We start from the raw sequence: 25,342 nt of genomic DNA, 5'->3' as shown, positions 1-25,342 counted from the left end.
CTTCTTGTGGTCTACTTATCCTTAACATTAAGGTGAAAGAATAAAAAATGCTTAATTTTGCAGCCGTAAATGCCTAAATTCATGAATATTCAAGACGTCCTTGCACAAAAGGTAAAAGAAGCTGTTACCTCTATTTTTAAAGTTGATTTGCCAAGCGTGGAATTTCAACCAACCCGCAAAGATTTTGCGGGTGATATTACAGCGGTTATTTTTCCCATGTTGCGATTTGTGAAAGGAAATCCTGTGCAAATTGGAGAGCAAATAGGACAGTTCCTAAAGGATGAAGTGGAGGAGGTGACCGATTATAACGTGGTTAAGGGTTTTTTGAATATTACCATTAGTAACGAATATTACCTCGATTTTTTTGAAGGAATAAGGCACCAGAGCGATTTTGGATTTGTTTCACAAAGTACTACAGACGCAATAATGGTGGAGTATTCGTCTCCCAATACCAATAAACCCTTGCATTTGGGGCATGTCCGAAACAATTTGTTGGGGTATTCCGTGGCAGAGATTTTAAAGGCCTCAGGGAAGAAGGTTTATAAAACCCAGATTATTAACGATAGGGGAATCCATATATGTAAAAGCATGCTGGCATGGCAACGCTTTGGCAATGGAGAAACGCCGGAAAGTACCGGGCTTAAGGGTGATAAATTGGTAGGGAATTATTACGTTGCTTTTGATAAGGCCTATAAGGCCGAAATTGCTACTATGATTGCTGAAGGGATAGATGAAAAGGTGGCGGAAAAAGAGGCGCCAATCTTATTGGAGGCCCAAGAAATGCTGAGAAAATGGGAAGCTGGTGATGAGGAGGTAGTGAGTTTATGGAAGACAATGAACCAATGGGTATATGATGGGTTCGAGATTACCTACGAAAATATGGGGGTTGATTTTGATCAATTGTATTACGAAAGCAATACCTATTTATTGGGTAAGGATTTTGTGGAGGATGGGTTAAAAAAAGGTGTCTTCTACAAGAAAGAGGATGGCAGTGTTTGGATAGACCTAACGGACGAGGGATTGGATGAAAAAATTGTACTCCGTTCAGATGGTACGGCAGTGTATATGACCCAAGATATTGGTACGGCCATACAGAGGGTAAAGGACAATCCAGATGTGAAGGGTATGGTTTATACTGTTGGGAATGAACAGGACTACCATTTTAAAGTATTGTTCCTAATACTGCAGAAACTGGGCTTTTCTTGGGCAGAAAAACTATATCACTTAAGTTATGGGATGGTAGATTTGCCTAGTGGTAAAATGAAGAGTAGGGAAGGTACCGTAGTGGATGCCGATGAATTAATGGCGGATATGGCCCAAACGGCGGCTACTATTTCTGAGGAATTGGGCAAGCTGGAAGATTATTCCCAAGAGGAAAAACAAGAGTTGTATAAAGTAATAGGACTGGGGGCCTTAAAATATTATATCCTTAAGGTGGATCCCAAAAAGAGAATTTTGTTCAATCCGGAGGAGTCTGTTGATTTTCAAGGAAATACAGGGCCTTTTATTCAATATACTTATGCTAGGATCCAATCTATTTTGAGGAAGGCGGAGGAACTGGAGCAGCACTTGCACGGTTCGCAAAAGTTGACGGATTTAGAAGGGAAAGAGAAGGAATTGTTAAAACAACTGCAGTTGTTTCCAGAAACTGTACAATTGGCGGCCGATAACTATAGTCCGGCCCTAATTGCCAATTACACTTATGATTTGGTTAAGGAGTTTAATTCTTTTTATCAAAATGTGTCCATATTGGGAGAGCAAGATCAGACCAAAAAAATATTCAGGATTCAATTGGCAAAAAAGGTTGGAGAGGTTATAAAATCGGCCTTTGGTCTTTTGGGAATAGAGGTTCCCGATAGAATGTAAGCAAGTCTTGGCCTATAAGGGAAGTTGCATTTTCAGGCCTTAAAATTAAATTGTTCAGGACAGATATACTTCGGATAATTTCGGCAGGAGAAATTTTATTTATTCTTAGTAAATTGCGTAGTTCATACAAATGCCCTTTTAGGGATTATTACGTTAATATTGCTAAGAAGAAATCTATTTTCCAAATGTTGTTTGTTGTTTTTGCTTCTATTGTTGAAAGTGGGGACGGCACAGGAATATCGACTTCTTTCAGAAGAGGAGAAGTGGGACATACGTCAACATTCACATGTATTGATCGATATTCATCATATTACAAGTAACAATTTACCTGTTCTTCTTAATGGTAAAACCTCTATAGCAGTCTATATTTCTGACTATCAGGAAAATTACACTACTCTTTTGGAGCAATTGACCAAAAAAAATGATTCGCTCATCTTGGTGACCGATAATATATTTGGCAAAGACTTCCTGTCCAAATCATGGGCTCCACAGATACCATTGCAAGAGATAGAAACTATTTCGTTGGATTCCCTGATCAGCGATCTAGATGCCGCCAAATTTGATACTTCAAAGGAATTAGGGGCCGTAAAGGTGTTGGATAAGGAATTTATAAATGACAGTGTTATTGTGGATATTTGGAAGCGCTCCGGAAAAATGCCCAATTTTATACAAATTGATCCAGAGTGGTTCCCTTTCGCGGATAAACTTATCTCGGACTTGAATAAAAAGAGCAGGGTATATGGAACAGTAAGATCCAAGGTTGGCTTGTTGAATGGGGTTAGCTTCAAAAATCATAGCAACCTTATTGTTAATGGGCATTTTAGTCTTCCAATAGATCTAAATGAAAACTTGCCGGTATTTATTCCTCACAAAGCCGGCTATTATTTCTCACCCGATATAATTTATACGACCCCTGAGAACCGTGGCAATCTTAAAGAGTTTATTGGTTTTCCATTGGATTTTGAATACGGTCTAACCGATCATTTTACTTTTGGACCCATCATTAAAAATGCTACTAGAAAAAACGATAAGGAGCTTATCGTAAATAATGTAAAGATTCAATCCGATGAAGTACACGGAAAGGTGGGTTATTTTGATGATGGGGCATATGTTGATGCGGGACTGGACAGTAGAACGGCCTTGGAAGGAAGTTTTACCATCTTGGCATGGGTCAAGCCCACGGTACTAACTAGTAACAATAGTATACTGGGGAAAGGGGATAACTTTGTTTTAAAGTTGCACGAAGGTTTATTGACCTTTACCATGGCCGGAATAAAGGATTATATATCAGGGTCATCCCCAGTACCCTTGAATAAATGGACCCATGTGGCCTTGGTGCATTCCGAAGTGAACAACGAACTATTGTTTTTTGTAAATGGGGTACAGACCGATGAGATACAGCTCATTGAGGACTATGATACATCCGACTATAATATTTTAATCGGAAGTAATTTGTGGCAAGAGTTTTTTGTGGGATATCTTACCAATATTAAAATATGGGAGCGTGAGCTCAATGCCCATGAAATTGCCAAGGAATACCAAAAAATAGAGGTGGACAATTCTATATTATCATCCTTATATGTGAAAATAGGAATAGCTATTGCTGGTTTTTTACTTATCTTCTTGGCGTTAAAGTTTAGGAAGAGGGGGTCGATAAGGCCAAAGTTGTCGTCGGTACCAGTAGGACGGGTAAAAAACCATGCCAACAGGGATCATAAGAGGTTAATTGGTACAACGGAAAAAATACTCTGTTTTGGGGCTCTGCGCATTATAAATTCTGAAGGGGTTGATATTGCCAAAAAATTGTCCCCTAAGTTAAAACAGCTGTTTGTTATAATTTTGTTGCATAGTATTGGCGACAAGGATGGAATTAGTACCAAAAAGCTTACGGAAGCTCTTTGGCCAGGGATGAGCCCAAAGAATGCCAAAAATACCAGGGGTACCAATATCCAGAATCTTAGGGCCATTTTGTCCGAAGCCAAGGAAATGAATTTGACATTTCGGGATAAAAGTTGGTATTTGGAAATAGGAAAAAATTGTTTTTGCGATTATCAGGAGGTTTTGGATTATTTGAAAGATTTGGGTAGTAGCGGGGTAACCGTTCCTTATTTGGAAGAACAATTGCCCCAATTGTTCTCTATATTAAAGTCAGATCGATTTTTTGTAAACATGAGCGATTCATGGCTGGATCCCATTGTTGAAAATATGAGCAATAGAATCATAGAATTCTGTTATGATATTTCAAAAATGTTGGACATGGATACGCATAGCGCCTTAATGTATAACTTGGCATCCGTGATGTATATCTACGATGATTTAAATGAGCATGCCCTACAGATCAAATTGCAGATTCTTATTAGGCAGGGGAAATTGAGTTTGGCACATACTGCCTATGACAATTTTGTTAAGCTTTATGAAAAAATTTACGGTGAGGTATATACGGTTAAATTTGAGGACATGGTGGTTAATAAGCCCTAACAGCACCCATGGATATTTGAAAATATTTATATAATTCCCTCTTTTTCAATTTTATTACCCCAAATATTACCCCTTTTTTTACGCATGTCACTATTTCTTTGTGGGTTTAAATATTGAAACTTCAATTAATTAATAGAATAAGTATAGATGGATAAAAAATCAACCAGCCGTAGGGAATTTGTTAGAAAGTCGCTAGTGGCAGCTGCAGGAATCAGTATAATTCCAAGACATGTCATGGGAGGGACAAATTTTATTCCGCCTAGCGATCAATTGACCAAGGCCGTAATAGGCGTTGGGGGTATGGGCCAAGGACATTTGAATTATGAAGGGACTAGACTTTTGGCTATTTGCGATGCCGATGCCAACCATCTCTCGAATACCCTTCAAAAAGTGGGAAGCGGTGTTAAGGGGTATCGGGACTTTAGGGAAGTTTTGCAAAGACCTGATGTGGATATCGTGCATATAGCTACTCCTCCCCACTGGCATGGTCTTATGTCTATTATGGCGGCGGAAGCAGGAAAGGATGTCTGGTGTGAAAAACCCATGACAAGAACTATAGGTGAAGGTAAAAAGGTTGTGGAAGCCATGCAATTGCATGGAAAGATGTTCCGCTTAAATACCTGGTTCCGTTTTAAGGATAACTTTTACGGAATGGGTACTCCGGTAAAAAAGTTGAAGAAGGTAGTGGATAGTGGTGCCTTAGGGTGGCCGTTAAAAGTGACCATTAGCGGGGTTACTGGATTTAATTGGAAGTTCTATTGGGTTGGAAAGGAAAATTTAACGCCTCAACCCGTACCAGCGGAGTTGGACTATAATATGTGGCTGGGACCGGCCCCGGAAAAGCCTTATCATCCACATAGGGTGCACGGTACCTTTAGGGGATATTGGGATTATGATGGCGGTGGGCTCGGTGATATGGGCCAGCACTATATTGATCCGGTACAATATTTTTTAGGAAAGGATAATACCAGTCCGGTAAAAGTGGAGGTGGATGCACCAGAGCAGCACTATGATGCCATAGGGACTTGGAGAAGAATTACCTATACCTATGCCGATGGTTGTCAAATTATCCTGGACGGTGAAAATAGTGATAAGGATGCTGCCTATATTGAAGGGCCCAATGGAAAAATATACAACGGTTTTAAGTCGACCATCCCCAATATAGAAGGTTTGATCAATAGTATTCCAGATCCTGAAGAGCAGATTACCGTATTCTCGGAATCGGTTAAAACCAGACAGAAATTTGCCCTTAATGAAGAGAATGGCCATCGTTCCGCAACGGTTGTGAACATGGGTATTATCGCCTTGAGATTGGGACGTACATTGGAGTTTGATCCTGTAAAACAGGAATTTATCAATGATGAGGAAGCCAATAGATTAATAGATCAACCAATGAGGTCCTCTTGGGCTTATTAACCAAATACTAGAAATATAAAATGAATACATTATATAAAAACATAGGTGTGCTAATGCTATTTATAGGCACATTTGCCATTAGTGCACAGGACAATAGAACCTTGGATACCAAGGTGGCCGATATTTTGATGCAATTACCAACGGAAGACCTGGATCATTCGGATCGCCTAATGCAGGAGATTATTGATCTGGGCGAGGATGGGATCCTAAAAATTACCGATAAGCTGGTTCCTTTGGGAAGTGGAAATGATACCCAGGCCAGATACGCCATTCAGAGTGTGTCTATTTATAGTGGTGGGAAACAACCAAAAATTCAGAACTCTGTGGTTGAAAAGGCCTTGTTACATGCGGTGGGGGCGGCTAAACACAAGGAGGTAAAGACCTTTTTAATGGACCGACTAATTTATGTTGGAACCGATGCAAGTGTTCCAGTTTTAAAGGGGTATCTATCCAATAACGACTTGTTTAAGCCAGCATTGGCCGCTTTAACGGCCATAGGTACCACTGACGCTTCCTTGGCAATTTTGAAAGCTACGGAGGTAGGGGATGTAAATAAACAAGCTGCTTTTATTGAGGCTTTGGGCGCACTACAATTTGCTCCTGCGGAAGAAGTGTTGAAAGCTAGTGTAAACTCATCTTCGAAAATAGTACAAGAAAGAGCCTTGATGGCTTTGGCCGAAATAGGAAGTCCAACTTCCTATGAGGTCTTGGAAAAAGCTGTTTCTAGCTCCAATTATCAATTGGATGACTCCAAAAGTATTATAGCCTTTATCCACTATGGCAATAAATTGCAAAAGAAAGGCGATAAAGTTTTAAGTAATACCGTGGCCAACGCCTTGCTCAAAAATTGCAGGATGGATGACCAACTGCATTATCGATCTGCGGGAATTCATATATTGAGTGAGAATGAAGGCACAGCCTTTACCAAGACCTTGTTAAAGGAGTCCAAGAACAGCAATAAGAATTATGTTGGTGCCGTGCTGGATGCGGCCGGCTCCGATCTTACGTCCACGGAGGTTGCACTATGGGTAAAACAGTATAAGAAATCATCAATAGAAATTAAACCGCTTATAATTAGAATGCTTGGTAAAAGCAAGGAAATGGCTGTTTTTGATAAGGTTGTTTTGAAGGCGGTGGAAGACAAGGATGTTGCTGTACGTGAGGCAGGAATAAAATCTTTGTCCTATCAAGAAAAGAACAAGGCCTTACCAGTATTGTTCAACAGTTTAAAACAGGCCACTACCCCTGTGGAATATAAGGCTATAGAGGAAAGCTTGTTAAGATTGTGCGATGCCAAGGACAGTGGGTTATTGGCCGGTCAGCTCCCCAATGTAAATGAGGCCGGTAAGGAAGTATTGATAAATGTCTTGGCGGCCAGAAATGCCACTGATCAATTTGATACACTGGTAGCGGTTATCGATTCAGGAAGTGAAAAGGTTGCTGGTGCAGTATACAGGGCTTTGCCATCTATTTCAACGGATAAGGATTTTTCCACCTTGGTTAATCTGTTGAACAAGACCGATAAGGCCGAAAACATAAATAATGCACAGCAGGCCCTTTTGGGTATTCTGGATGAAAGTAATGGCAAATATGCGGATGCTGTCTTCAAGGAGTATAAAAAGGCCGCGGATAAGTCAAAATTATTGCCGGTACTGGCTTCCTTAAGTAATCAGGAAGCATTGGAATTGGTTTCCCAAAGCCTTTCTAAAGGTAATGATAGTGAAAAAATGATTGCTTTGGATGCCTTGTCCAACTGGAAAAACAATGATGCTTTGCCATATCTATTTAGGTCGGCCACATCTAGTACTGATGGTGCAATAAGAAAAAATGCTTTTACCAATTATCTTGCCAAGGTCAGAAAATCGGATTATCCGGATGATCAGAAATTGTTGTTGGTTAGGAAGCTGATGCCTGAGGCCAAAACCCTCGCAGAAAAAAAGCAAGTGCTTTCTGCGGTAAGGAATATAAAAACCTTCCTTTCCCTAATTTTTGTTTCGGAATATTTACAAGATAAGGAACTTTTAACAACCGCTTCAAATGTAGCTATAGCCATTGCTTTGCCTACCCCTGGTAAACAGGATGGCCTAAGCGGGGAAGTGGTAAGGGATATTGTATCTAGAAGTATAGACAACCTTACAGGTCCAGATAGCCAGTATATTAAAATTGACGTGAAGGAGTTTTTGGATAAAATGCCCAATGAGAAAGGCTTTGTATCGATCTTCAATGGCAAGGACTTTACAGGATGGGAAGGATTGGTACAAAATCCAATAGCACGGTCCAAAATGTCTTCCAGAAAATTGGCAGCAGAACAGGCCAAGGCCAATGAACAGATGATGAAAGATTGGTATATAGAAAACGGTGTTATCGGTTTTAAAGGGGAAGGATATAATAATATTTGTACCATTAAGGATTATGGCGATTTTGAAATGCTCGTAGATTGGAAGATTACCAACGGAGGCGATAGTGGTATTTATTTAAGGGGTACGCCCCAGGTTCAAATATGGGACATTGCCAGAGTAAATGTTGGTGCCCAAGTGGGGTCAGGTGGTTTGTACAATAATCAAAAACATGAGAGTAAGCCTTTGCAGGTGGCCGACAACCCCATTGATGAATGGAATACCTTTAGGATTAAAATGGTGGGTGAGCGCGTTACGATACACTTAAATGGAGTCTTGGTAACGGATAATGTAGTTTTGGAAAACTATTGGGATCGCAAACAGGCAATTTTTGCAAAAGAGGCCATTGAGCTACAGGCTCACGGGGAAGACTTGGGCTTTAGGAATATTTATGTAAGGGAAATTGGTTCTGGTGATGATCTATTGACCGAAGAGGAAAAGAAAGAAGGTTTTAAATCTTTGCTGAATGGAAAGGATCTTGATCATTGGGTCGGCAATAAAACCGACTATGTTATGGAAAACAATGAGTTATTGGTACGCCCTAAAAGGGGTGGTCACGGAAATTTGTATACCGCAGAAGAATATTCGGATTTTATTTTCAGGTTCGATTTTAAATTGACTCCTGGCGCCAACAACGGTTTGGGTATTCATGCTCCCTTAAAGGGCGATGCTGCCTATGAAGGTAAGGAATTGCAGATTTTGGACAATACGGCCGAAATTTACGCCAATCTAAAACCTTACCAATACCATGGGTCCGTATATGGAATAATGGCGGCAAAAAGAGGAGCATTGAATCCGGTAGGGGAATGGAATTCGCAGGAGGTTGTCGTTAAGGGAAATCATGTTAAAGTAACCTTGAATGGCACCGTCATTGTGGATGGGGATTGGAAGGAGGCGTCCAAGAATGGGACGGCAGACCATAAGGAACACCCAGGCCTGGAAAGAAATACAGGTCACATTGGTTTCTTGGGCCATGGTGCCGAACTCGCCTTTAGGAATATTAGAATTAAGGATTTGAGCAAGTAATTTTATTGATTATTTATTTATATACCGGGAGTTATGGATAGGTACAATCCATAACTCCCGGTTTTTTTATGGCAAAAATCCAAGTTGTGTAAACAACAAGGTTCTAAAGCAGTTACCCGTCTTTATTTATTTTGCAAGGAACATATTGGAAAAACTAAAAGCTCATTCGGAAACTAAAGTTGGGGGTAATGCCTAATGAAACTCTTTCTATAGTTTCAATTTCGTTTTGTTCATTTATCCTGTAATAGATATTAAGGATATTCTTTTTATTCAATAGGTTTAAGACGGAAGCCCCTACGGACGATTTTATTCCTTGGCTTATCTTGAAGTTGTAGATAAACGAAGCATCTGCCCTGAGGTAGGCTGGGAGTCTACTACTATTTGGCTCCTCATAATTGATTTGATTGGGGAAAACATCCAGGATAATAGAGTTGTTGCCTTCCTGTGGTTTGGTATATGGTCTTCCCGTGTGGTAATTGGCACCAAGCCCCATTCTAAAGCTCTTGTAAGTATAGGTGCCGGCAAAGCTTATGGTGTGCCTAATGTCCAAATTGTTGGGGAATTGCTGGGGCGTTATATTCTCAAAAGTATAATTGTTGGTGTTATAGGCGTAACTGAGCCAGGTGCTATAGGTTGTTGTTTTTTTATTGATCAAGAATTCGATTCCGGATATGTCGTATTTTCCTATTTCGCCATTAAATTGATCTTGGTTTTGAAACCCCTGTGTAGCAGTACTTATGCCATCCACCTTCTTGTAAAAGCCTTCAACACCTACATAAAGCGTATTTTTGTCATAATTTAGTCCAAGGGATATTTGTTTGCTTTTGGTAATAGGTAATATTTCGTTGTCCGAAAGTATCCATCGCCTTTTTTCAATTCCCAAAAAATTTTGTTCCAAATCTATTATTTGGTTGGTGGACTGACTTTTAAATTCTCCAAGTAATTCGGTCTTTAGCTCTTCTGTCCAAGCATAATTTAAGTTTAATCTGGGTTCTAGAATAAACTCGTCAAAGGTTTTAAAGGTCTTTAAGTTTTTAATGTAATTTAATCTTAGTCCGCCTCTGGCATTGAATTTTTCATTTTTGGATCTATAATCCAACTCGGAAAATAGGGAATGCGTCATAATCACCCCTTTTATATTGCTCTTGTATGGGGGTTGGCTCACTTGGGTAAAGTTGGTTATGCCCACCTCATTAAGTTGATATCCGTTCAACCAATTAAGGTTTGGGCCAAAGTGGTATTTGGTGTTCAATTTTATTGCCTTTTCCAAAACCTGGTTACTCTGAAAAAGTTGCTGGGATTGGGAAGGGATGTTTTGGGAATCCAAATTGTAGCGGGTGTAATACAGGTTTAAATGGGTACTCCAGTTGGGAGTCCATTTACTTTCCAAGCTCCCTCCAAAGGAAAGATTGGTTTGATCCAATAGACTTTTGGCCGTGGCATCCTCCGTTTTTTCCGAGTAATTAAGGTGGTTGTTGGTATTGATAAAACTAAGTCTCGCCTTCTGGTTTTCACTGATGTCGTAAAGCAATTTGCCCGTAAAATCGTAGAAATAGAAATCTTCGTCCCTAACTGTATTTTCGGCATTGGTTGAATTGCCATTTTCCTTGACCTCACTGTCCTGAAACACTTTGTCAAAAAACCGATTGTAGGTAGGGGTATTTATAAAATCTGTGGTAGAACGTCTACCGGAAAACTGAACGGAAACTTTCTCGGAAAAGGGTAGCTGTCCAAATACATCGCCGCTCAATAAATTAAATCCTGCCCCTCCCACGAATGAATCGTTGATGTTATTTCTGGTCTTTATATTGATTACACTGCTCACTCCATCACCATATTGCACGCTGGTCCCATTTTTTATGATATTTACATTATCTATCAAATAGGGGTTAAAAGCAGAAATTAAACCAAAAAAATGTCCTGAATGGTACATTTTTATACCATCCCACAATACTAAATTTTGGTCGTTGGTACCTCCCCTCACATTGATGTCGGACACGGTCTCGTCCACACTCTTAATTCCGGGCAATGCTTGTATGGTCTGCAGTACATCAGGTTCTATAAGACCGGGTAAAATTCCAAATTTGTCCGTGTTGAGTTCAATGCTGGCATCCGGTTCTTTAGTGATACCGGTTGTAAGGAATTGATAGACAACAACTTCTTCCAGTTGCTGATAATTTGGAGACAATAATATGGTCTTGCATGGATTATTGTCCAGGAGTTCTTCCGCACTTAAATATTTGGTCTTAAAACCAAGGTGTTTTATGGCGATATTGGCATTTCTAGGCACCTGCTTAATTCTAAACTGCCCCTCAAGATCGGTAATTTGCGATATATTGTTGCCCAAAACCTGCACGGTAGCATTCATGATGGTGCTGTTCTCAAAATTATCCATCACCTTGGCACAGATATCTATGAACTTACTTTTGGATATGGCAAAATAACGATCATTGAGCTTAGTGATGTCCAATAGGGTCTGACTGCGAAGCTCGTCAAGTATTTGGGGTAGGGAATTGGTATCCGGAATAGAAAATTGCAATTGTTGCAAGTCCTGATCGGCATAGGAGAATTTTATGTTGAACTCCCTTTCCAGTTTTTCCAAATAACTGATTAGATTTGCTTTTGGCGCACTATTATCTTGTGCCCGGTTGGAATAAGGGAAAAGAAGGGATAAACAAAGGGCAACAAGAAATACAAGGTCTTTATGGCGTTTCAGCATAGAACAGCACTTTATTCCCCTCTAGTTTATACATGATCTGAGAAGGAGTACTAATACTTTGCAACGCCAATTCCTTATCCGTATTGCTAAAGGATCCTGTAAATAATTGATTGGTATCTATGTTTTTGGTAGAGACCTCAATACTAAATTGTCTTTGAAATTCATCCAAAACAAATTTCAAGGGAATACTTTTAAAACTACTTTCGTTCCTTATCCAGGAGGGTTCCTTTGTATTTGGTATTTTTAAGGCCTGTAATTCTCCGTTTATGACCACCAATGAATTGCCAGCTGGGAGTTTAATTTCTTGCTTGTTGTACACAACACTTACCAAACCTTCGTAGCAGGCTACTTCAAAATAGCCTTTTCTGTTTTCTACATTAAATTGGGTACCCAAAACGGTTACGGTTCCTTGCTCCGTTGTTACGGTAAAACGCTTTCCTTTGGCTACCTTAAAATAAGCTTCTCCGTTTAGTGCTATGTCCCTTTTTTTTGTCCAATTCTTTTTGCTGTACGAAATTTGGGAATCTGCATTCAGTCTAACTTCCGAAGCATCTGGAAGCAATATTTCCGTCCTTTTTGCATATTGTGTACTTATTTCCTCGTTCAAGTTGCCATAGTACAAAAAGGAGGCAACAATAATCAAGGTAATGGCAGCGGCTATGCCCAAATATTTCTTATATGGATTAAGATTAATTACTTTTTTCTTGGTGGAAGCCTTGTGTTTGTTGAGGTCATCCCAAGCCTTGGCCATGTTGAAATCAGGCGCTGCCAAATTATTGGTGGCTTCCCGTAGTTTTATGTACGAGGCATACTCTTCGGTCTCTTTAAACTTAACCAACTCCTCTTGCGTGAGTTCGTTGTTGAGCCATTTTGCCAAATAATTTTCCTGCATGGTTTCTAGCTTTATATAGGTATAACAATCAAAACTGAAAATACCCTACTTTTCAATTAACAATTAACAATTACTACTAGTATAGCGATATTTGTGTCGTGTCTTGGGATTGCTGTATAAAATGATAATTTTCTAACCCTAAATAGGTTAAAATACCCCAATTGCCCATTTACTCATTACTCCGTATTCAATTCTTTGTCCTATATTCCTTCAATCTGGTCCCTAAGTGTTTTTAAGGCCAAGTGCATCCTTTTTTCAATAGCTTTTACACTTACCCCCTCCATTTCCGCGATTTCCGCATATTTCTTTCCATCTATCCTATTTAGCAAAAAGGTGGTACGTTGGTTTTCTGGCAAAGCTGCCAATGCACGTTCCAATTTTTCTTTATATTCCTGTTCCTCCAATAAAAATTCCGGGGATTCATTTACAATTGCATTGGTATCCGGTGCGTATTTTAATCTTACTTTTTCCGCTTTTATAACATTCAGGTATAAATTGTTTGCAATGGTATATACATAGGACTTGGCCTTGTCCGGTGCAACCTTGGAACAGTTTTCCCATAATTTCATAAAGGCCTCTTGTACAACATCATACGCTTTTTCCTCATTGCCGAACTTATAATATATGTAATTAAAAACCGTTTTGGAATGGGTGCTAAAGATTGAAGCGTAAACTTTATCCTCGCATACATGTTCTTCTTTGATAGCTTTCAATCCTTCCTGTTTTATTTTTTCAAAGATATTTTAAAAAAAACAAAAAATTAGGTAGGGTATTTTAAAAGTGGGTTGTTTTAGATATATACGAACAAATAAAAACCAAATCGTTATGAAAAAGTTTATGTCATATTTAATGTACGGGAGCCTACTTCTGGTGGCATTAAATTTCACTTCTTGTCAGGAAGAGTTTGAAGAATTGCCTGGAGAGGATAACCAGGAAGCCATATTGGCAAGTTCCAGTACGGCACAACTAATTAAAAGAACGTCGTCCAAAGATGGTTCTTATGACAATATTGTGGATGGAGCAAGTTGTATTGCAATCAACTTTCCATATATGGTAAATGTAAATGGCCTGGAAGTTAAAATAGATGCTATTGAAGATTTAAAGTTGATAAAGCAGCTTTTTAATGAGGTAGAGGTAGATGATGATATCTTGGAAATTATATTCCCAATACAGATTACCTTGTCGGATTATACGGAAGTAACTATAAGTAACAAGGAACAACTTCGTGAAAAGGTTGAAGAGTGTGTTGAAGGTGGGGATGACGATGATATAGAATGTATAGATTTTGTGTACCCTATTGTTGTATATTCCTTTGATATCAATCTACAGCAAACAGGGAATGTTACCGTAGAAAATGATATGCAATTAAGACGCTATTTCGCCGAACGTGGTGATGATGACCTACTTAGTTTTGATTTCCCTATTACATTGGAATTATATGATGATACTAAAATTAGTGTAAGCAATAATGCCGAACTGGCCAATGCCATTGAAACGGCCAAAAGTGAATGTGATGAGGACGACGATTATGATGATGACTTTACCCAAGAGCGTTTGGAAGAGTACCTAGTGGCCTGCCCATGGTTGGTGAATGAAGTAATACGGGCCAATATAGACAATACAGGTCAGTATTTTGATTACGTAATGAATTTTACCGATGACGGAAAGGTCGTAATGAAAGATAGGGCAGGGAACAGTTTAACGGGAACCTGGAGTACCAGAATTGGAGAGAACAGGGTCTTGTTGAAGTTGGACTTTGAAGCCTTGGCCGATTTTGACCTGGAGTGGTTTGTTTATGATCTGGACGATGGTAAAATTAAGTTGTATGCCGGTGAAGGGGAGCGGATAATAATGAAAAAGGCATGTGGTATCGTAGATAACACACCGGATACCTTGAGGGAAATTTTAAAAGAGTGTAGCTGGGTCATAAAAAAGGTAATGCTGAACAACGAAGACCTTGATAGGTTATTGGGGTACGAGTTCGCTTTTCAGGCCGAGGGGGTGGTTACTTTGAGCAACGAATCCGATATGTCAGAAGGTACCTGGGCTATTACGACCAATGCCCAAGGGCGTTTGGTAATGGCCATTACCATGGGGGACGAGCCAGGGGTGAGTTTTGAATGGTTATTGTCCGATCTTAGGGATAAACGTTTAAAGTTTACTATAGAAGATGGGAATTATGAACTAATCTTGGAAAGGGTTTGTGATAATAACGCCGACGATGAAGATGTTGCCGAGATTAGGAATATCATGATGGGCGGAGAATGGATAATTGCAAAATATATGGAGGGCGATAATGATGAAACCCAAAATTATGCAGCTTTTGTCTTCGACTTTCAGGCCGAACTAGCCGTGAATGTTACCACAGGCGAAACCGGACCAGCCTATCCGGGACTCTGGAGAATAATAAGGGATAGTGAAGGAGAGCTGAAATGTTACCTTAATTTTGGCTTGGCTACGGCCATGCAAGTCTTAATGGACGACTGGAAAATTGTCTCCATTACCAATGATCGCGTAGAGTTAAAGATGATTAATGGGAACAACATAGAAGTTCTTGTTTTAGAAAAGAAATAAAAATTTTGCCCCAATTTTTGGAAAAGGGTGGCTTCCTCAGGAAGCTGCCCTTTTTTTACTTTTATATTTTTCATCCCAGGCTTCACACTTACGGCAGTTATTCTTAAATTTGCGCTTTCCTGATAATACAGTAAGACTATGTTTGATAATTTAAGTGAAAAGTTGGATAAGGCGTTACATGTTCTAAAAGGACATGGACAAATTACAGAGATCAATGTTGCGGAAACCTTAAAGGAGGTGCGTAGGGCACTTTTGGATGCGGATGTCAACTTTAAAATTGCCAAGGAGTTTACCAATAAGGTAAAGGAAAAAGCATTGGGACAGGATGTATTGACCTCCCTTCAGCCAGGCCAGTTGATGGTAAAATTGGTGAAGGACGAGCTTACTGAGCTTATGGGCGGAGACGCTGAGGGCATCAATTTATCCGGTACGCCCTCCGTAATCCTAATGTCCGGTCTACAGGGTTCCGGTAAAACTACCTTTTCAGGAAAATTGGCCAATTATCTTAAAACCAAAAAGACAAAAAAACCTTTGTTGGTGGCCTGTGATGTTTATAGGCCTGCTGCGATAGACCAACTTCATGTAGTAGGGGAGCAGATTGGTGTTGAGGTTTTTTCGGACCGGGGAAATAATGACCCCGTTGCCATCTCAAAAGCAGGTATTGCCCATGCAAAGGCCAATGGTTTTAATGTAGTTATTATTGATACGGCAGGTCGTTTGGCAGTGGATGAGCAAATGATGAATGAAATTGCCGATATCCATAAAGCCATACAGCCTCAGGAAACCCTGTTCGTGGTAGATTCCATGACAGGACAGGATGCTGTTAATACTGCCAAATCCTTTAACGACGTTCTTAATTTTGACGGGGTCATATTAACAAAATTGGATGGGGACACCCGTGGTGGTGCCGCTATTTCCATTAAATCTGTCGTAAACAAGCCCATTAAGTTTATAGGTACGGGGGAAAAAATGGATGCCATAGATGTCTTTTACCCTTCCCGTATGGCCGAACGAATCCTTGGTATGGGGGATGTGGTGTCTTTGGTGGAAAGGGCCCAAGAGCAGTTTGATGAGGAGGAGGCCAGGAAAATCCAGAAGAAGATAGCCAAGAATAAATTTGGTTTTGATGACTTTTTAAGCCAGATCCAGCAAATAAAAAAGATGGGTAGCCTTAAAGATCTTATGGGGATGATTCCTGGAGCAGGAAAAGCTTTAAAAGGCTTGGATATAGATGATGATGCCTTTAAACATATAGAGGCCATTATACATTCCATGACCCCGGATGAACGATCTACCCCGGCTAAATTGAACGCCAGTCGAAAAAAGAGGATAGCCAAAGGTAGTGGTACCAGTATTCAGGAAATAAATCAATTGCTGAAGCAATTTGATCAAATGAGCAAGATGATGAAGATGATGCAGGGCGGCGGCGGCAAAAAGATGATGCAGATGATGGGGGCCATGAAGGGGATGAAGTAGGGTTGTTCGAAATTGAAAGTCAAAGGTTCCAGGTTCGAGGTTTCAGATTGCAGGAGCAAAGTATAAAATAGATGTCCTAATGGCAAAGGTTGAAAGGTTTGAAGATTTGGTAATATGGCAGTTGGCTCGGGAGATATGTAATAAAGTACATCAAATTTTTGAAACCACTTCTTTAGGCAGCAATTATGCTCTTAGGAATCAGATGGATAAAAGTTCTGGATCAATTATGGATAATATTTCAGAAGGGTTCGAGCGCAATGGCAATCGCGAATTTATTCAATTTTTAAGAATAGCAAAAGCTTCATGTGGTGAACTACGTTCCCAACTTTATAGAGTATTGGATAGAAATCATATTAACAGATCCTCTTTCGAGGTTCTTTACGAATTGGTTCTTTTGGAAAGTAAAAAAAAATCAGCTCCTTTATTAGTTACTTGTCCCGATCAGAGTACAAGGGGTCAAAATTCAACAAACAACAACCTTGAACATTAAACTTTAAATGAATGGAAATTTTAGACGGTAAAAAAGTATCGAATCAAATAAAGGAGGAAATAGCCGCTGAGGTAGCTAAAATGAGGGAGCGTGGTGAAAAGGTGCCACATTTGGCAGCGGTTATCGTGGGGAACGACGGTGCCAGTCTTACCTATGTTGGTAGCAAGGTAAGGTCCTGTGAGAAAGTAGGATTCGAATCTACCTTGGTACAGTTGCCAAGCACCACCTCGGAACAGGAGTTGTTGAACAAAATAGAAGAACTCAACAAGAATGAGGATATAGACGGATTTATTGTTCAATTGCCTTTGCCAGAGCAGATCAATACACAACGTGTCTTGTTGGCGGTGGATCCGGATAAGGATGTGGACGGATTCCATCCGACCAACTTTGGAAAAATGGCCCTGGATATGAGCACTTTTATTCCTGCCACGCCTTTTGGGATATTGGAACTCTTGGAAAGATATAAGGTGGAGACAAAGGGAAAGCATACCGTAGTTATTGGTCGGAGCCATATTGTAGGTAGACCAATGAGTATTCTTATGGGAAGAAAAGGTTGGCCTGGAAATTCCACCGTAACCCTTACGCATAGCCATACCAAAAATATTACCCAGATTATATCACAGGCCGATATAGTTATCTCCGCATTGGGAGTGCCCAACTTTTTAAAAGCCGAAATGGTGAAGGATGATGCCGTAATCATTGATGTTGGCATCACCAGAGTTCCGGACGACACCAAAGAGAGAGGTTATTATATAACGGGGGATGTGGATTTTGAAAATGTGAGCAAGAAGGCTTCTTATATTACTCCGGTTCCTGGAGGTGTGGGACCAATGACGATCGCCATGTTGTTAAAAAATACCTTGTTGGCACGGGAAAGGCATAGAAGCCAAAAATAATTCCAGAAGACCGCATTCATTTTAACTGCGGTTTTTTTGTTTATACCCATATGTTCGTGATGGGATTGATAATGGCAGTTTTTTGAATTTGTGAAGAGCTTACCTAATAGTCTGGCCTTGGGCAGGACAAGCACTAGTATTTATTTTGTTTGGTTAAAAAACGTATATTACCATTATCATAACAACAGCATGCAAGAAACCGATAACCTTAGTCTGGAACCTTTTTTTAATCTTTCCATGGATTTATTATGTATAGCTGGTTATGACGGCTATTTTAAAAAAGTAAATCCAGCTTTGGTGCAACTCTTGGGCTATACCGAAGAGGAGTTGTTTTCCAGGAAAATACAGGAGTTCATCCATGAGGAAGATAGGGACCTGACGGGTAGATATAGGGAGAATTTGATAAAGAATGTGCCCTTGGTCAATTACGAAAATAGATACGTCTCTAAAACAGGGGAGATAATTTGGTTGCATTGGACTTCCATACCCTTGGAGAATGAAAAATTGGTATATGCCATTGCCAAAAATATAACCCATAAAAAGAAACTGGAAAAAGAGCGTATTGAGCATCTGATCAACTTGGTGGATAAAAACCATGAGTTGAAACAACTCAATTATACCACATCCCATGATTTAAGGTCTCCAGTAAACAATTTATTATCCATATTTGGGTTTTTGGATATGAGCAAAATTGAAGATAAGGAAATTTTGGAAACCTTGGATTATATGAAGATGGCCACCGAGGGGCTCAATAATTCCCTGAACAATTATGTGGATCTTATAAGTAAGAGGGAAACATCGAACATAGACCTGGAGGTAGTAGATTTTGAATTAATTCTTAAACAGGTTAAGTCATCCATCAGTTCCCTATTGGGGAATGCCAATGTAACCTTTAATGTAGATTTTTCCAATTTAAGGGGCGTAAGACATAATCCAAGTTATATGGAAAGTATTTTCCTAAACCTGTTGACCAATTCCATTAAGTATGCCAGGCCCGATGTTCCGCCGGTAATTTCTATTACATCACAGGTTGTAGAAGGTAAGAATCAGCTTATTTATACAGACAACGGCCTTGGTTTTGACATGGAAAAGTTTGGCAGTAAAATATTTGGCCTCAATCAAAAATTCCATAATAATGGAGGTGGAGATGGGGATAGTAAAGGGGTTGGACTTTATCTGGTGTATAATCATATCAACAGTCTCGGAGGTACTATTGCAGTAGAAAGTGAAGTTAATAATGGGGTTACCTTTACCATTACCTTCAAATGAGAAAATGGCCGATTTAAAAAGAATTTCAAGGGAGTAAAACAATAATAAAAAGGTCGGTTTGGAGAATATCTCGCTACAAACCGACCTTTTTTATGCCCTATTCCGCTGGTTCAAAAACTTCAAGACTGGTTTGGGTACTATCGGAAGGGGTTAGGACATCAATTTTTTCCTCATCTTCGTCATTGGTACAACTGAAGATGGTTAGGGTGCAAAATAAGAATGTTGCTAAGTAGATTGCTTTTTTCATGAGTTCAGATTTTAGTAGGTGTTTCCAAATTCAATTTAATGACATAACGTTAAATCTTCTTTTTTGTTTTACAAGCATTTACGTTTTTAGACAACACCAAAAAGAGATACAGTCCATTAGGACTTAAAAATTTAGAAATCGATTCACTTTATAATTGTTTTTAATTTATTTTGATTATTTTTTGGCTCACAAAATTGGCGAAATTGGATGAAAAAAATTCTTAGGTATACCTTGGCCGTTGTACTACTGCTTTATTTCTTGGCAACGTTTCTGGTGTCTCCAATTTTGGATAAACAGATGAACCTTGTTGAATATAACGATCCCAGACAACTGGGGCCCGAAGCAAAAGAACTGTATAATTCTTTGGGGTTCATTGCAGACCTGCATTGTGATGCCTTGCTTTGGGATCGTGACTTGACCAAAAAAATGGATTATGCCCATTTGGATTTTCCACGTATGCAACAGGCCAATATGAGCTTGCAGGCTTTTACCATTGTTACCAAATCGCCCAAAGGGCAAAATTTTAAGCAGAACAGTGCGGATGCCTTCGATAAAATTACGTTGTTGAATTTCGTTCAGGGCCAACTGCCCGATAAGTGGTTTAGTCTGTACAAGCGGGCCGTGCACCAGGCAAGGGCTTTGCAGGAATACCAAGAGAAGTATGACGGTAAATTCTTATTGGTTGAATCGCGCCAAGATCTAACAAAATTGATAGCATCTAAGCAAACGGACCCAGAGGTCATTGGAGGCCTTTTGGGAATTGAAGGGGCACATTGTCTGGAGGGGAATTTGTATAATGTACAGAACCTTTACGACGAAGGAGTTAGAATGATGGCTCCCACGCATTTTTTCGACAATGAATTAGGTGGATCCGCACATGGTCTTTCCGGGGCTGGACTTACCAATTTTGGTAAGGAGGTAATCAAGGAGATGAACCGTTTGGGTATCATAATCGATTTGGCTCACGTATCCCCCAAAATGATAGATGAAATTCTTGACCAAACTACCCGTCCGGTTGTGGTATCCCATACCGGTGTTAAAGGCACCAAGGATAGCCCCAGAAATATATCAGACCAACATATAAATAGAATTGCAGCCTCCGGGGGGCTAATAGGTATTGGGTTTTTTAGAGGTGCCATAAAAGGGGAGATTAAGCACATTGTGGAGGCTATGAAGTATGTCCGTGATCTGGTGGGTATAGAACATGTGGCCCTAGGGTCCGATTTTGATGGGGCGGCCACAACCCCTATAGATGTAACCGGTCTGCCATTTATTGTACAGGAATTAATGAATCAAGGATTTTCGGAATTGGAGATCAGAGCCGTTATGGGCGAGAATGTTAAACGGTTTTTAATGGAACAATTGCCTTAACTTGGGAATAGTTTTGTATAATTCCCTATTATGGGATGCAATTTTGCCCACTTCAACTTTATCTTTTGAATCTTTTATATATCTTCGATAATTGGGAAAATTATAAACAATATGCACTTTTGCACGACCCGTATTGGGAAAGTGCTGAAAATAAATTAAGAAATGATAATAGAGCCTAGAACACGCGGATTTATTTGCCTTACCTCCCATCCTAAAGGATGTGAACAAAATGTTATTGACCAAATTGAATATATAAAGTCCAAGGGAGCCATTGATGGGGCAAAAAAAGTATTGGTGATAGGAGCTTCCACAGGATTTGGCCTGGCCTCCAGAATTACCAGCGCCTTTGGTGCAGGAGCTTCCACTATAGGGGTGTTTTTTGAAAAACCACCTTCAGAGGGCAGACCGGCCTCCCCAGGTTGGTACAATAGTGCGGCCTTTGAAAAAGAAGCGCATAAGGCGGGATTATACGCCAAAAGTATAAATGGGGATGCCTTTTCCAATGAAATTAAAAAACAGACCTTAGCTCTTATCAAAGCCGATTTGGGACAAATAGATATGGTGATTTACAGTTTGGCTTCCCCGGTAAGGACGCATCCGGATACTGGAGTAAAATATAAATCGGTCTTAAAACCAATAGGGGCTAAATTTCAAAACAAAACGGTGGACTTTCATACCGGGGTAGTATCCGAAGTGTCCATAGAACCTGCCCAAGGGGATGATATAGCGAATACTGTGGCGGTCATGGGAGGTGAAGACTGGAAAATGTGGATCGATGATTTGAAAGGTGAAGGTCTGCTTTCTGAAGGATTTACCACTATAGCCTACTCTTATATTGGTCCGTCACTTACAGAAGCGGTTTATAGAAAAGGAACCATTGGCCGTGCCAAGGATCATTTGGAAGCCACTGCTTTTACCATTACGGACAGTTTAAAGCCATTAAATGGTAAGGCTTATGTTTCGGTAAATAAGGCCTTGGTGACCCAGGCAAGTTCTGCCATACCGGTAATTCCTTTATATATATCCCTACTGTACAAGGTAATGAAGGAGGAGGGCATACACGAAGGATGTATAGAACAAATTCAGCGCTTGTTCCAGGATAGATTGTATGCTGGCCAGGTACCTACCGATGATAAAGGAAGAATACGAATAGATGATTTGGAAATGCGCGCTGATGTGCAGGCCAAGGTAGCCGAACTTTGGAAGAAGGCCACTACCGAAACTTTACCCAATATTGGTGATCTTAAAGGGTATGAAAAGGATTTCTTCAATTTGTTCGGTTTTATGGTAGAAGGCGTGGATTATGATGAGGACGTGAACGAAATAGTGGATATTCCAGGGCTTCAATAATTATTTGCTAATGTATACCGTACGTGGTAGAAACCTGATAAATATGCGAAATAATCTATTATTGTTATGTGCGCTAGTTTGGCTTACCGCCTCAAACGCGCAGACCGGAAAGGTATTTGATGCTCTTACAATGAAGAGTGAAATTCTAAAGAGCGAAAGGAAATTTGCTGTATACCTGCCGCCTGATTATGAAACATCCAATAGAAGTTATCCGGTATTATACCTATTACATGGAGCTGGGGACGATCAAACGGGCTGGGTGCAATTTGGAGAGGTGTTGCGCATTACGGATAACGCTATTCAAGAAGGTAAGGCTACTCCAATGATTATTGTGATGCCAGACGCCAATACGGGTACTAGAGGCTATTTCAATTCCATAAAAGGGGACTGGAGGTATGAGGATTTCTTTTTTGAGGAATTAATGCCCTATGTAGAGAAGAAATATCGCATTAAAGGGGAAAAGCGCTTTAGGGCCATAGCCGGCCTTTCTATGGGTGGTGGTGGATCGTTCATGTACGCCTTGCGCCACCCGGAGTTATTTTCTTCAGCCTGTCCTTTAAGTGCCTATATAGGAGCCCTAAGTTTGGATGATTTTAAACAAAGGCTAAAAAATAACAATGAGAAGTACGAAGATGGTCTTGTAAGTGCCTATTATGAAAAACACAATGCCCTGTCGCTTATACAGGCTTCATCCCTAGAGGATCTAAAGTCGGTTAGATGGTACATAGACTGTGGGGACGATGATTTTCTATATGAAGGCAATAGTCTGGTGCATATTGCTATGAAAAAGAAGGAGGTGCCACATGAATACAGGGTGAGGGAAGGGCGTCATAGTTGGACCTATTGGCGGGAATCCCTACCCGTGGTTTTGGAATTTGTTTCCGATGCCTTCCATCAATATTGATATCTAAACAACATGGGTCGGTTTGATTTTTAAATCGAATTCGAACTAACCCATGTCCGGGATCTTTCGGAGTAAGAGTGTAAAGAACAAGTATGATCAAAAGAAAATTTGGCAGAACCCAATGGGATGTTAGTGAAATAGGATATGGAATGTGGGGTATGGGCGGATGGACCGAATCCGATGACCTGCTGTCTGCCAAGTCGTTGGATCTGGCCGTGGAAAACGGAGTTAATTTTTTCGATACCGCTTGGGCCTATGGCCATGGGCACAGTGAAAAATTATTGGGAGAGTTGTTGCAAAGGTTTCCCAACAAGAAACTATATACCGCAAGTAAGATTCCGGCGAAAAATTTCAAATGGCCGGCAAAACCGGAATATAGTTTAGAGGAATCCTATCCTACCTCCCATATAATGGATTATACCGAAAAAACCCTTAAAAATTTACGGTCGGAGCAATTGGATTTAATGCAATTCCATACCTGGGACGACAGTTGGTCCGATCGTGAGGAATGGCAAAGAGCAGTGGAAGATTTAAAAAAGTCGGGGAAGGTAGCTGCCATGGGGATCAGTGTAAACCGTTGGGAGCCCGAAAATGGTATAAAAGCCCTTAAGACCGGTGTTTTTGATGCGGTGCAGGTTATTTACAATATTTTCGACCAAGCTCCGGAAGACGAGCTTTTTCCCTTATGTGAAGCATTGGATATAGCTGTTATTGCAAGGGTTCCTTTTGATGAAGGCACCTTGACCGGGAATATTACCAAAGAGACCAAGTTTCCGGAAGGGGATTGGAGGGGAACGTATTTTGTTCCCGAGAATTTAATTGCGAGTGCGGACAGGGCAGATCTATTGAGACCGGTTGTTCCGGAGGGGATGACCATGGCTGAAATGGCGTTGCGTTTTATTACCATGAACAAATCGGTGAGCACCATTATCCCTGGAATGCGCAAGGAAAGGAACGTTTTAATGAATACGGCCGTAAGTGATGGCAAGGGGTTGCCCATTATATTATATGAAGAATTGAAAAGCCATAGATGGGATAGAAAACCAACCGAATGGTCGCAATAAGAAAAGAATAAATTTATGACATCGAGAAAAGAATTTTTAATGCAGTCAGGAATGTTGGCAGCGGGAATGGTTTTATTGCCATCCTTTACCTTACCCTATAAGAATCCTAAAAAAAATTTAGGGGTACAATTGTATACCTTTCGCAAGGAGATGTTGGAAGATGCCGTTGGTACCTTAAAGCGTATTGCGGCCTTGGGTATTAAACAGATTGAATCGGCAAGGAGTACCAAGGGGCTGTATTACGGTCTGAAGCCGAAAGAAATGAAAGACGTTTGTGAAGACCTTGGCATGACCCTTAGGAGCGGCCACGTAGCCTTGGATGAACAATGGAAGGCGACTATGGATCAGGCGGCCGAGGCCGGTCAGGAATATTTAATTTGTTCCTCCATGCCTACCGAAGGACAGACGGCGGATAACTACAAGGCTGTAGCCGAGGCCTTTAATAAGGCAGGGGAGGAATGCGGTAGTAGAAATATCAAATTCGGATACCACAATCATGAATATGAATTCGAATCCGAAAACGGGGAAGTGTTTTACGATATTTTATTGAACAATACGGATCCGGGTCTGGTACATATGGAACTTGATCTGGGATGGGTAGTGGTTGCCGGGAAGAATCCTTTGGATTATTTCAGAAAATATGAAGGAAGGTTTCCTTTATGGCATTTGAAGGATATGGATATGGTGAAAAAGGAAAGTACCGAGTTTGGAAAGGGAGGCTTGGATATTGCCCAAGTGCTTAAATATAAAAAGGAATCCGGACTTAAATATATTTTCATAGAACAAGAAGAGTATGCCAGTACCCCTTTTGAGAGTATGGAGCACAATATGAAATTTATGAAAAATATGTAGGTTTTTAGGTTGCTTTATCTTGAATAAATAAAGGAATAAAATGTAATGGACTAAGG

Annotated in this window: 17 protein-coding genes and 1 pseudogene; 14 read left to right on the top strand and 4 right to left on the bottom strand. The window is 40.2% G+C overall.

Features of this window, described 5'->3' with window-relative positions:
* The first annotated feature begins 81 nt into the window (after positions 1-81).
* The 4 genes from argS to C7972_RS17245 all read left to right on the top strand — a co-directional run bounded on the left by argS (position 82) and on the right by C7972_RS17245 (position 9,182).
* Positions 82-1,866 (top strand): arginine--tRNA ligase, encoded by a 1,785-nt coding sequence (gene argS, locus C7972_RS17260; RefSeq protein ID WP_110357424.1) that lies wholly within the window; start codon positions 82-84, stop codon positions 1,864-1,866.
* 195 nt (positions 1,867-2,061) lie between these two features.
* On the top strand, positions 2,062-4,344 hold the full coding sequence (locus C7972_RS17255; RefSeq protein WP_146216347.1) for a LamG domain-containing protein: 2,283 nt from the start codon (positions 2,062-2,064) through the stop codon (positions 4,342-4,344).
* A 147-nt stretch (positions 4,345-4,491) separates the two neighbouring features.
* Positions 4,492-5,760, top strand: a complete 1,269-nt coding sequence (locus C7972_RS17250) for a Gfo/Idh/MocA family oxidoreductase (RefSeq protein ID WP_110357422.1) — start codon at positions 4,492-4,494, stop codon at positions 5,758-5,760.
* A gap of 20 nt (positions 5,761-5,780) precedes the next feature.
* Positions 5,781-9,182 carry a DUF1080 domain-containing protein gene (locus C7972_RS17245; RefSeq protein ID WP_110357421.1) on the top strand — a complete coding sequence of 1,134 codons (3,402 nt, stop codon included), beginning with the start codon at positions 5,781-5,783 and terminating at the stop codon, positions 9,180-9,182.
* 154 nt (positions 9,183-9,336) lie between these two features.
* Here C7972_RS17245 and C7972_RS17240 read toward each other — a convergent pair whose 3' ends face one another.
* The 3 genes from C7972_RS17240 to C7972_RS17230 all read right to left on the bottom strand — a co-directional run bounded on the left by C7972_RS17240 (position 9,337) and on the right by C7972_RS17230 (position 13,506).
* The gene (locus C7972_RS17240) at positions 9,337-11,901 is read right to left on the bottom strand and encodes a carboxypeptidase-like regulatory domain-containing protein (RefSeq protein WP_110357420.1); all 2,565 of its coding nucleotides are present in this window, start codon (positions 11,899-11,901) and stop codon (positions 9,337-9,339) included.
* Positions 11,885-12,793 carry a FecR family protein gene (locus C7972_RS17235; RefSeq protein ID WP_110357419.1) on the bottom strand — a complete coding sequence of 303 codons (909 nt, stop codon included), beginning with the start codon at positions 12,791-12,793 and terminating at the stop codon, positions 11,885-11,887. Before C7972_RS17235 ends, C7972_RS17240 begins: the two co-directional genes overlap by 17 nt.
* Positions 12,794-12,993: 200 nt before the next feature.
* Entirely contained in the window at positions 12,994-13,506 is a 513-nt protein-coding gene (locus tag C7972_RS17230; protein WP_110357418.1) for an RNA polymerase sigma factor, read from the bottom strand.
* A gap of 112 nt (positions 13,507-13,618) precedes the next feature.
* On the opposite strand from C7972_RS17230, the gene C7972_RS17225 reads away from it, so the two are divergent.
* The 5 genes and pseudogenes from C7972_RS17225 to C7972_RS17205 all read left to right on the top strand — a co-directional run bounded on the left by C7972_RS17225 (position 13,619) and on the right by C7972_RS17205 (position 19,498).
* Entirely contained in the window at positions 13,619-15,367 is a 1,749-nt protein-coding gene (locus C7972_RS17225) for a hypothetical protein (protein WP_110357417.1), read from the top strand.
* 138 nt (positions 15,368-15,505) lie between these two features.
* Entirely contained in the window at positions 15,506-16,843 is a 1,338-nt protein-coding gene (gene ffh / locus C7972_RS17220; protein ID WP_110357416.1) for a signal recognition particle protein, read from the top strand.
* Between the two features lie 79 nt (positions 16,844-16,922).
* A pseudogene (locus C7972_RS17215) lies at positions 16,923-17,326 on the top strand (four helix bundle protein).
* Between the two features lie 18 nt (positions 17,327-17,344).
* Positions 17,345-18,229, top strand: coding sequence for a bifunctional 5,10-methylenetetrahydrofolate dehydrogenase/5,10-methenyltetrahydrofolate cyclohydrolase (locus C7972_RS17210; protein WP_110357415.1), 885 nt, complete (start codon positions 17,345-17,347; stop codon positions 18,227-18,229).
* Positions 18,230-18,418: 189 nt separating this feature from the next.
* Complete coding sequence (locus C7972_RS17205; protein ID WP_110357414.1) at positions 18,419-19,498, top strand: PAS domain S-box protein; 1,080 nt, start codon at positions 18,419-18,421, stop codon at positions 19,496-19,498.
* 97 nt (positions 19,499-19,595) lie between these two features.
* On the opposite strand, the gene C7972_RS23900 is transcribed toward C7972_RS17205, so the two are convergent.
* A complete protein-coding gene (locus tag C7972_RS23900; RefSeq protein WP_181422928.1) occupies positions 19,596-19,745 on the bottom strand; it encodes a hypothetical protein in 150 nt (49 codons plus the stop codon).
* 207 nt (positions 19,746-19,952) lie between these two features.
* Here C7972_RS23900 and C7972_RS17200 point away from each other — a divergent pair, with 207 nt between their 5' ends.
* From C7972_RS17200 to C7972_RS17180, 5 genes are all read left to right on the top strand, one after another.
* Positions 19,953-21,116 (top strand): dipeptidase, encoded by a 1,164-nt coding sequence (locus C7972_RS17200; RefSeq protein WP_110357413.1) that lies wholly within the window; start codon positions 19,953-19,955, stop codon positions 21,114-21,116.
* Between the two features lie 162 nt (positions 21,117-21,278).
* A complete protein-coding gene (gene fabV, locus C7972_RS17195) occupies positions 21,279-22,466 on the top strand; it encodes an enoyl-ACP reductase FabV (protein ID WP_110357412.1) in 1,188 nt (395 codons plus the stop codon).
* Positions 22,467-22,476: 10 nt separating this feature from the next.
* A complete protein-coding gene (locus C7972_RS17190; RefSeq protein WP_258364885.1) occupies positions 22,477-23,370 on the top strand; it encodes an esterase family protein in 894 nt (297 codons plus the stop codon).
* Between the two features lie 92 nt (positions 23,371-23,462).
* Positions 23,463-24,434, top strand: a complete 972-nt coding sequence (locus C7972_RS17185) for an aldo/keto reductase (protein ID WP_110357411.1) — start codon at positions 23,463-23,465, stop codon at positions 24,432-24,434.
* A gap of 15 nt (positions 24,435-24,449) precedes the next feature.
* A complete protein-coding gene (locus C7972_RS17180) occupies positions 24,450-25,286 on the top strand; it encodes a sugar phosphate isomerase/epimerase (protein WP_110357410.1) in 837 nt (278 codons plus the stop codon).
* The last annotated feature ends 56 nt before the right edge of the window (positions 25,287-25,342 follow it).

This window comes from Arenibacter sp. ARW7G5Y1, from assembly GCF_003201775.1.
GTDB lineage: Bacteria > Bacteroidota > Bacteroidia > Flavobacteriales > Flavobacteriaceae > Arenibacter.
Note: the sequence above shows the minus strand (reverse complement) of the source record. Positions and strands in the feature narration are given on the sequence as shown.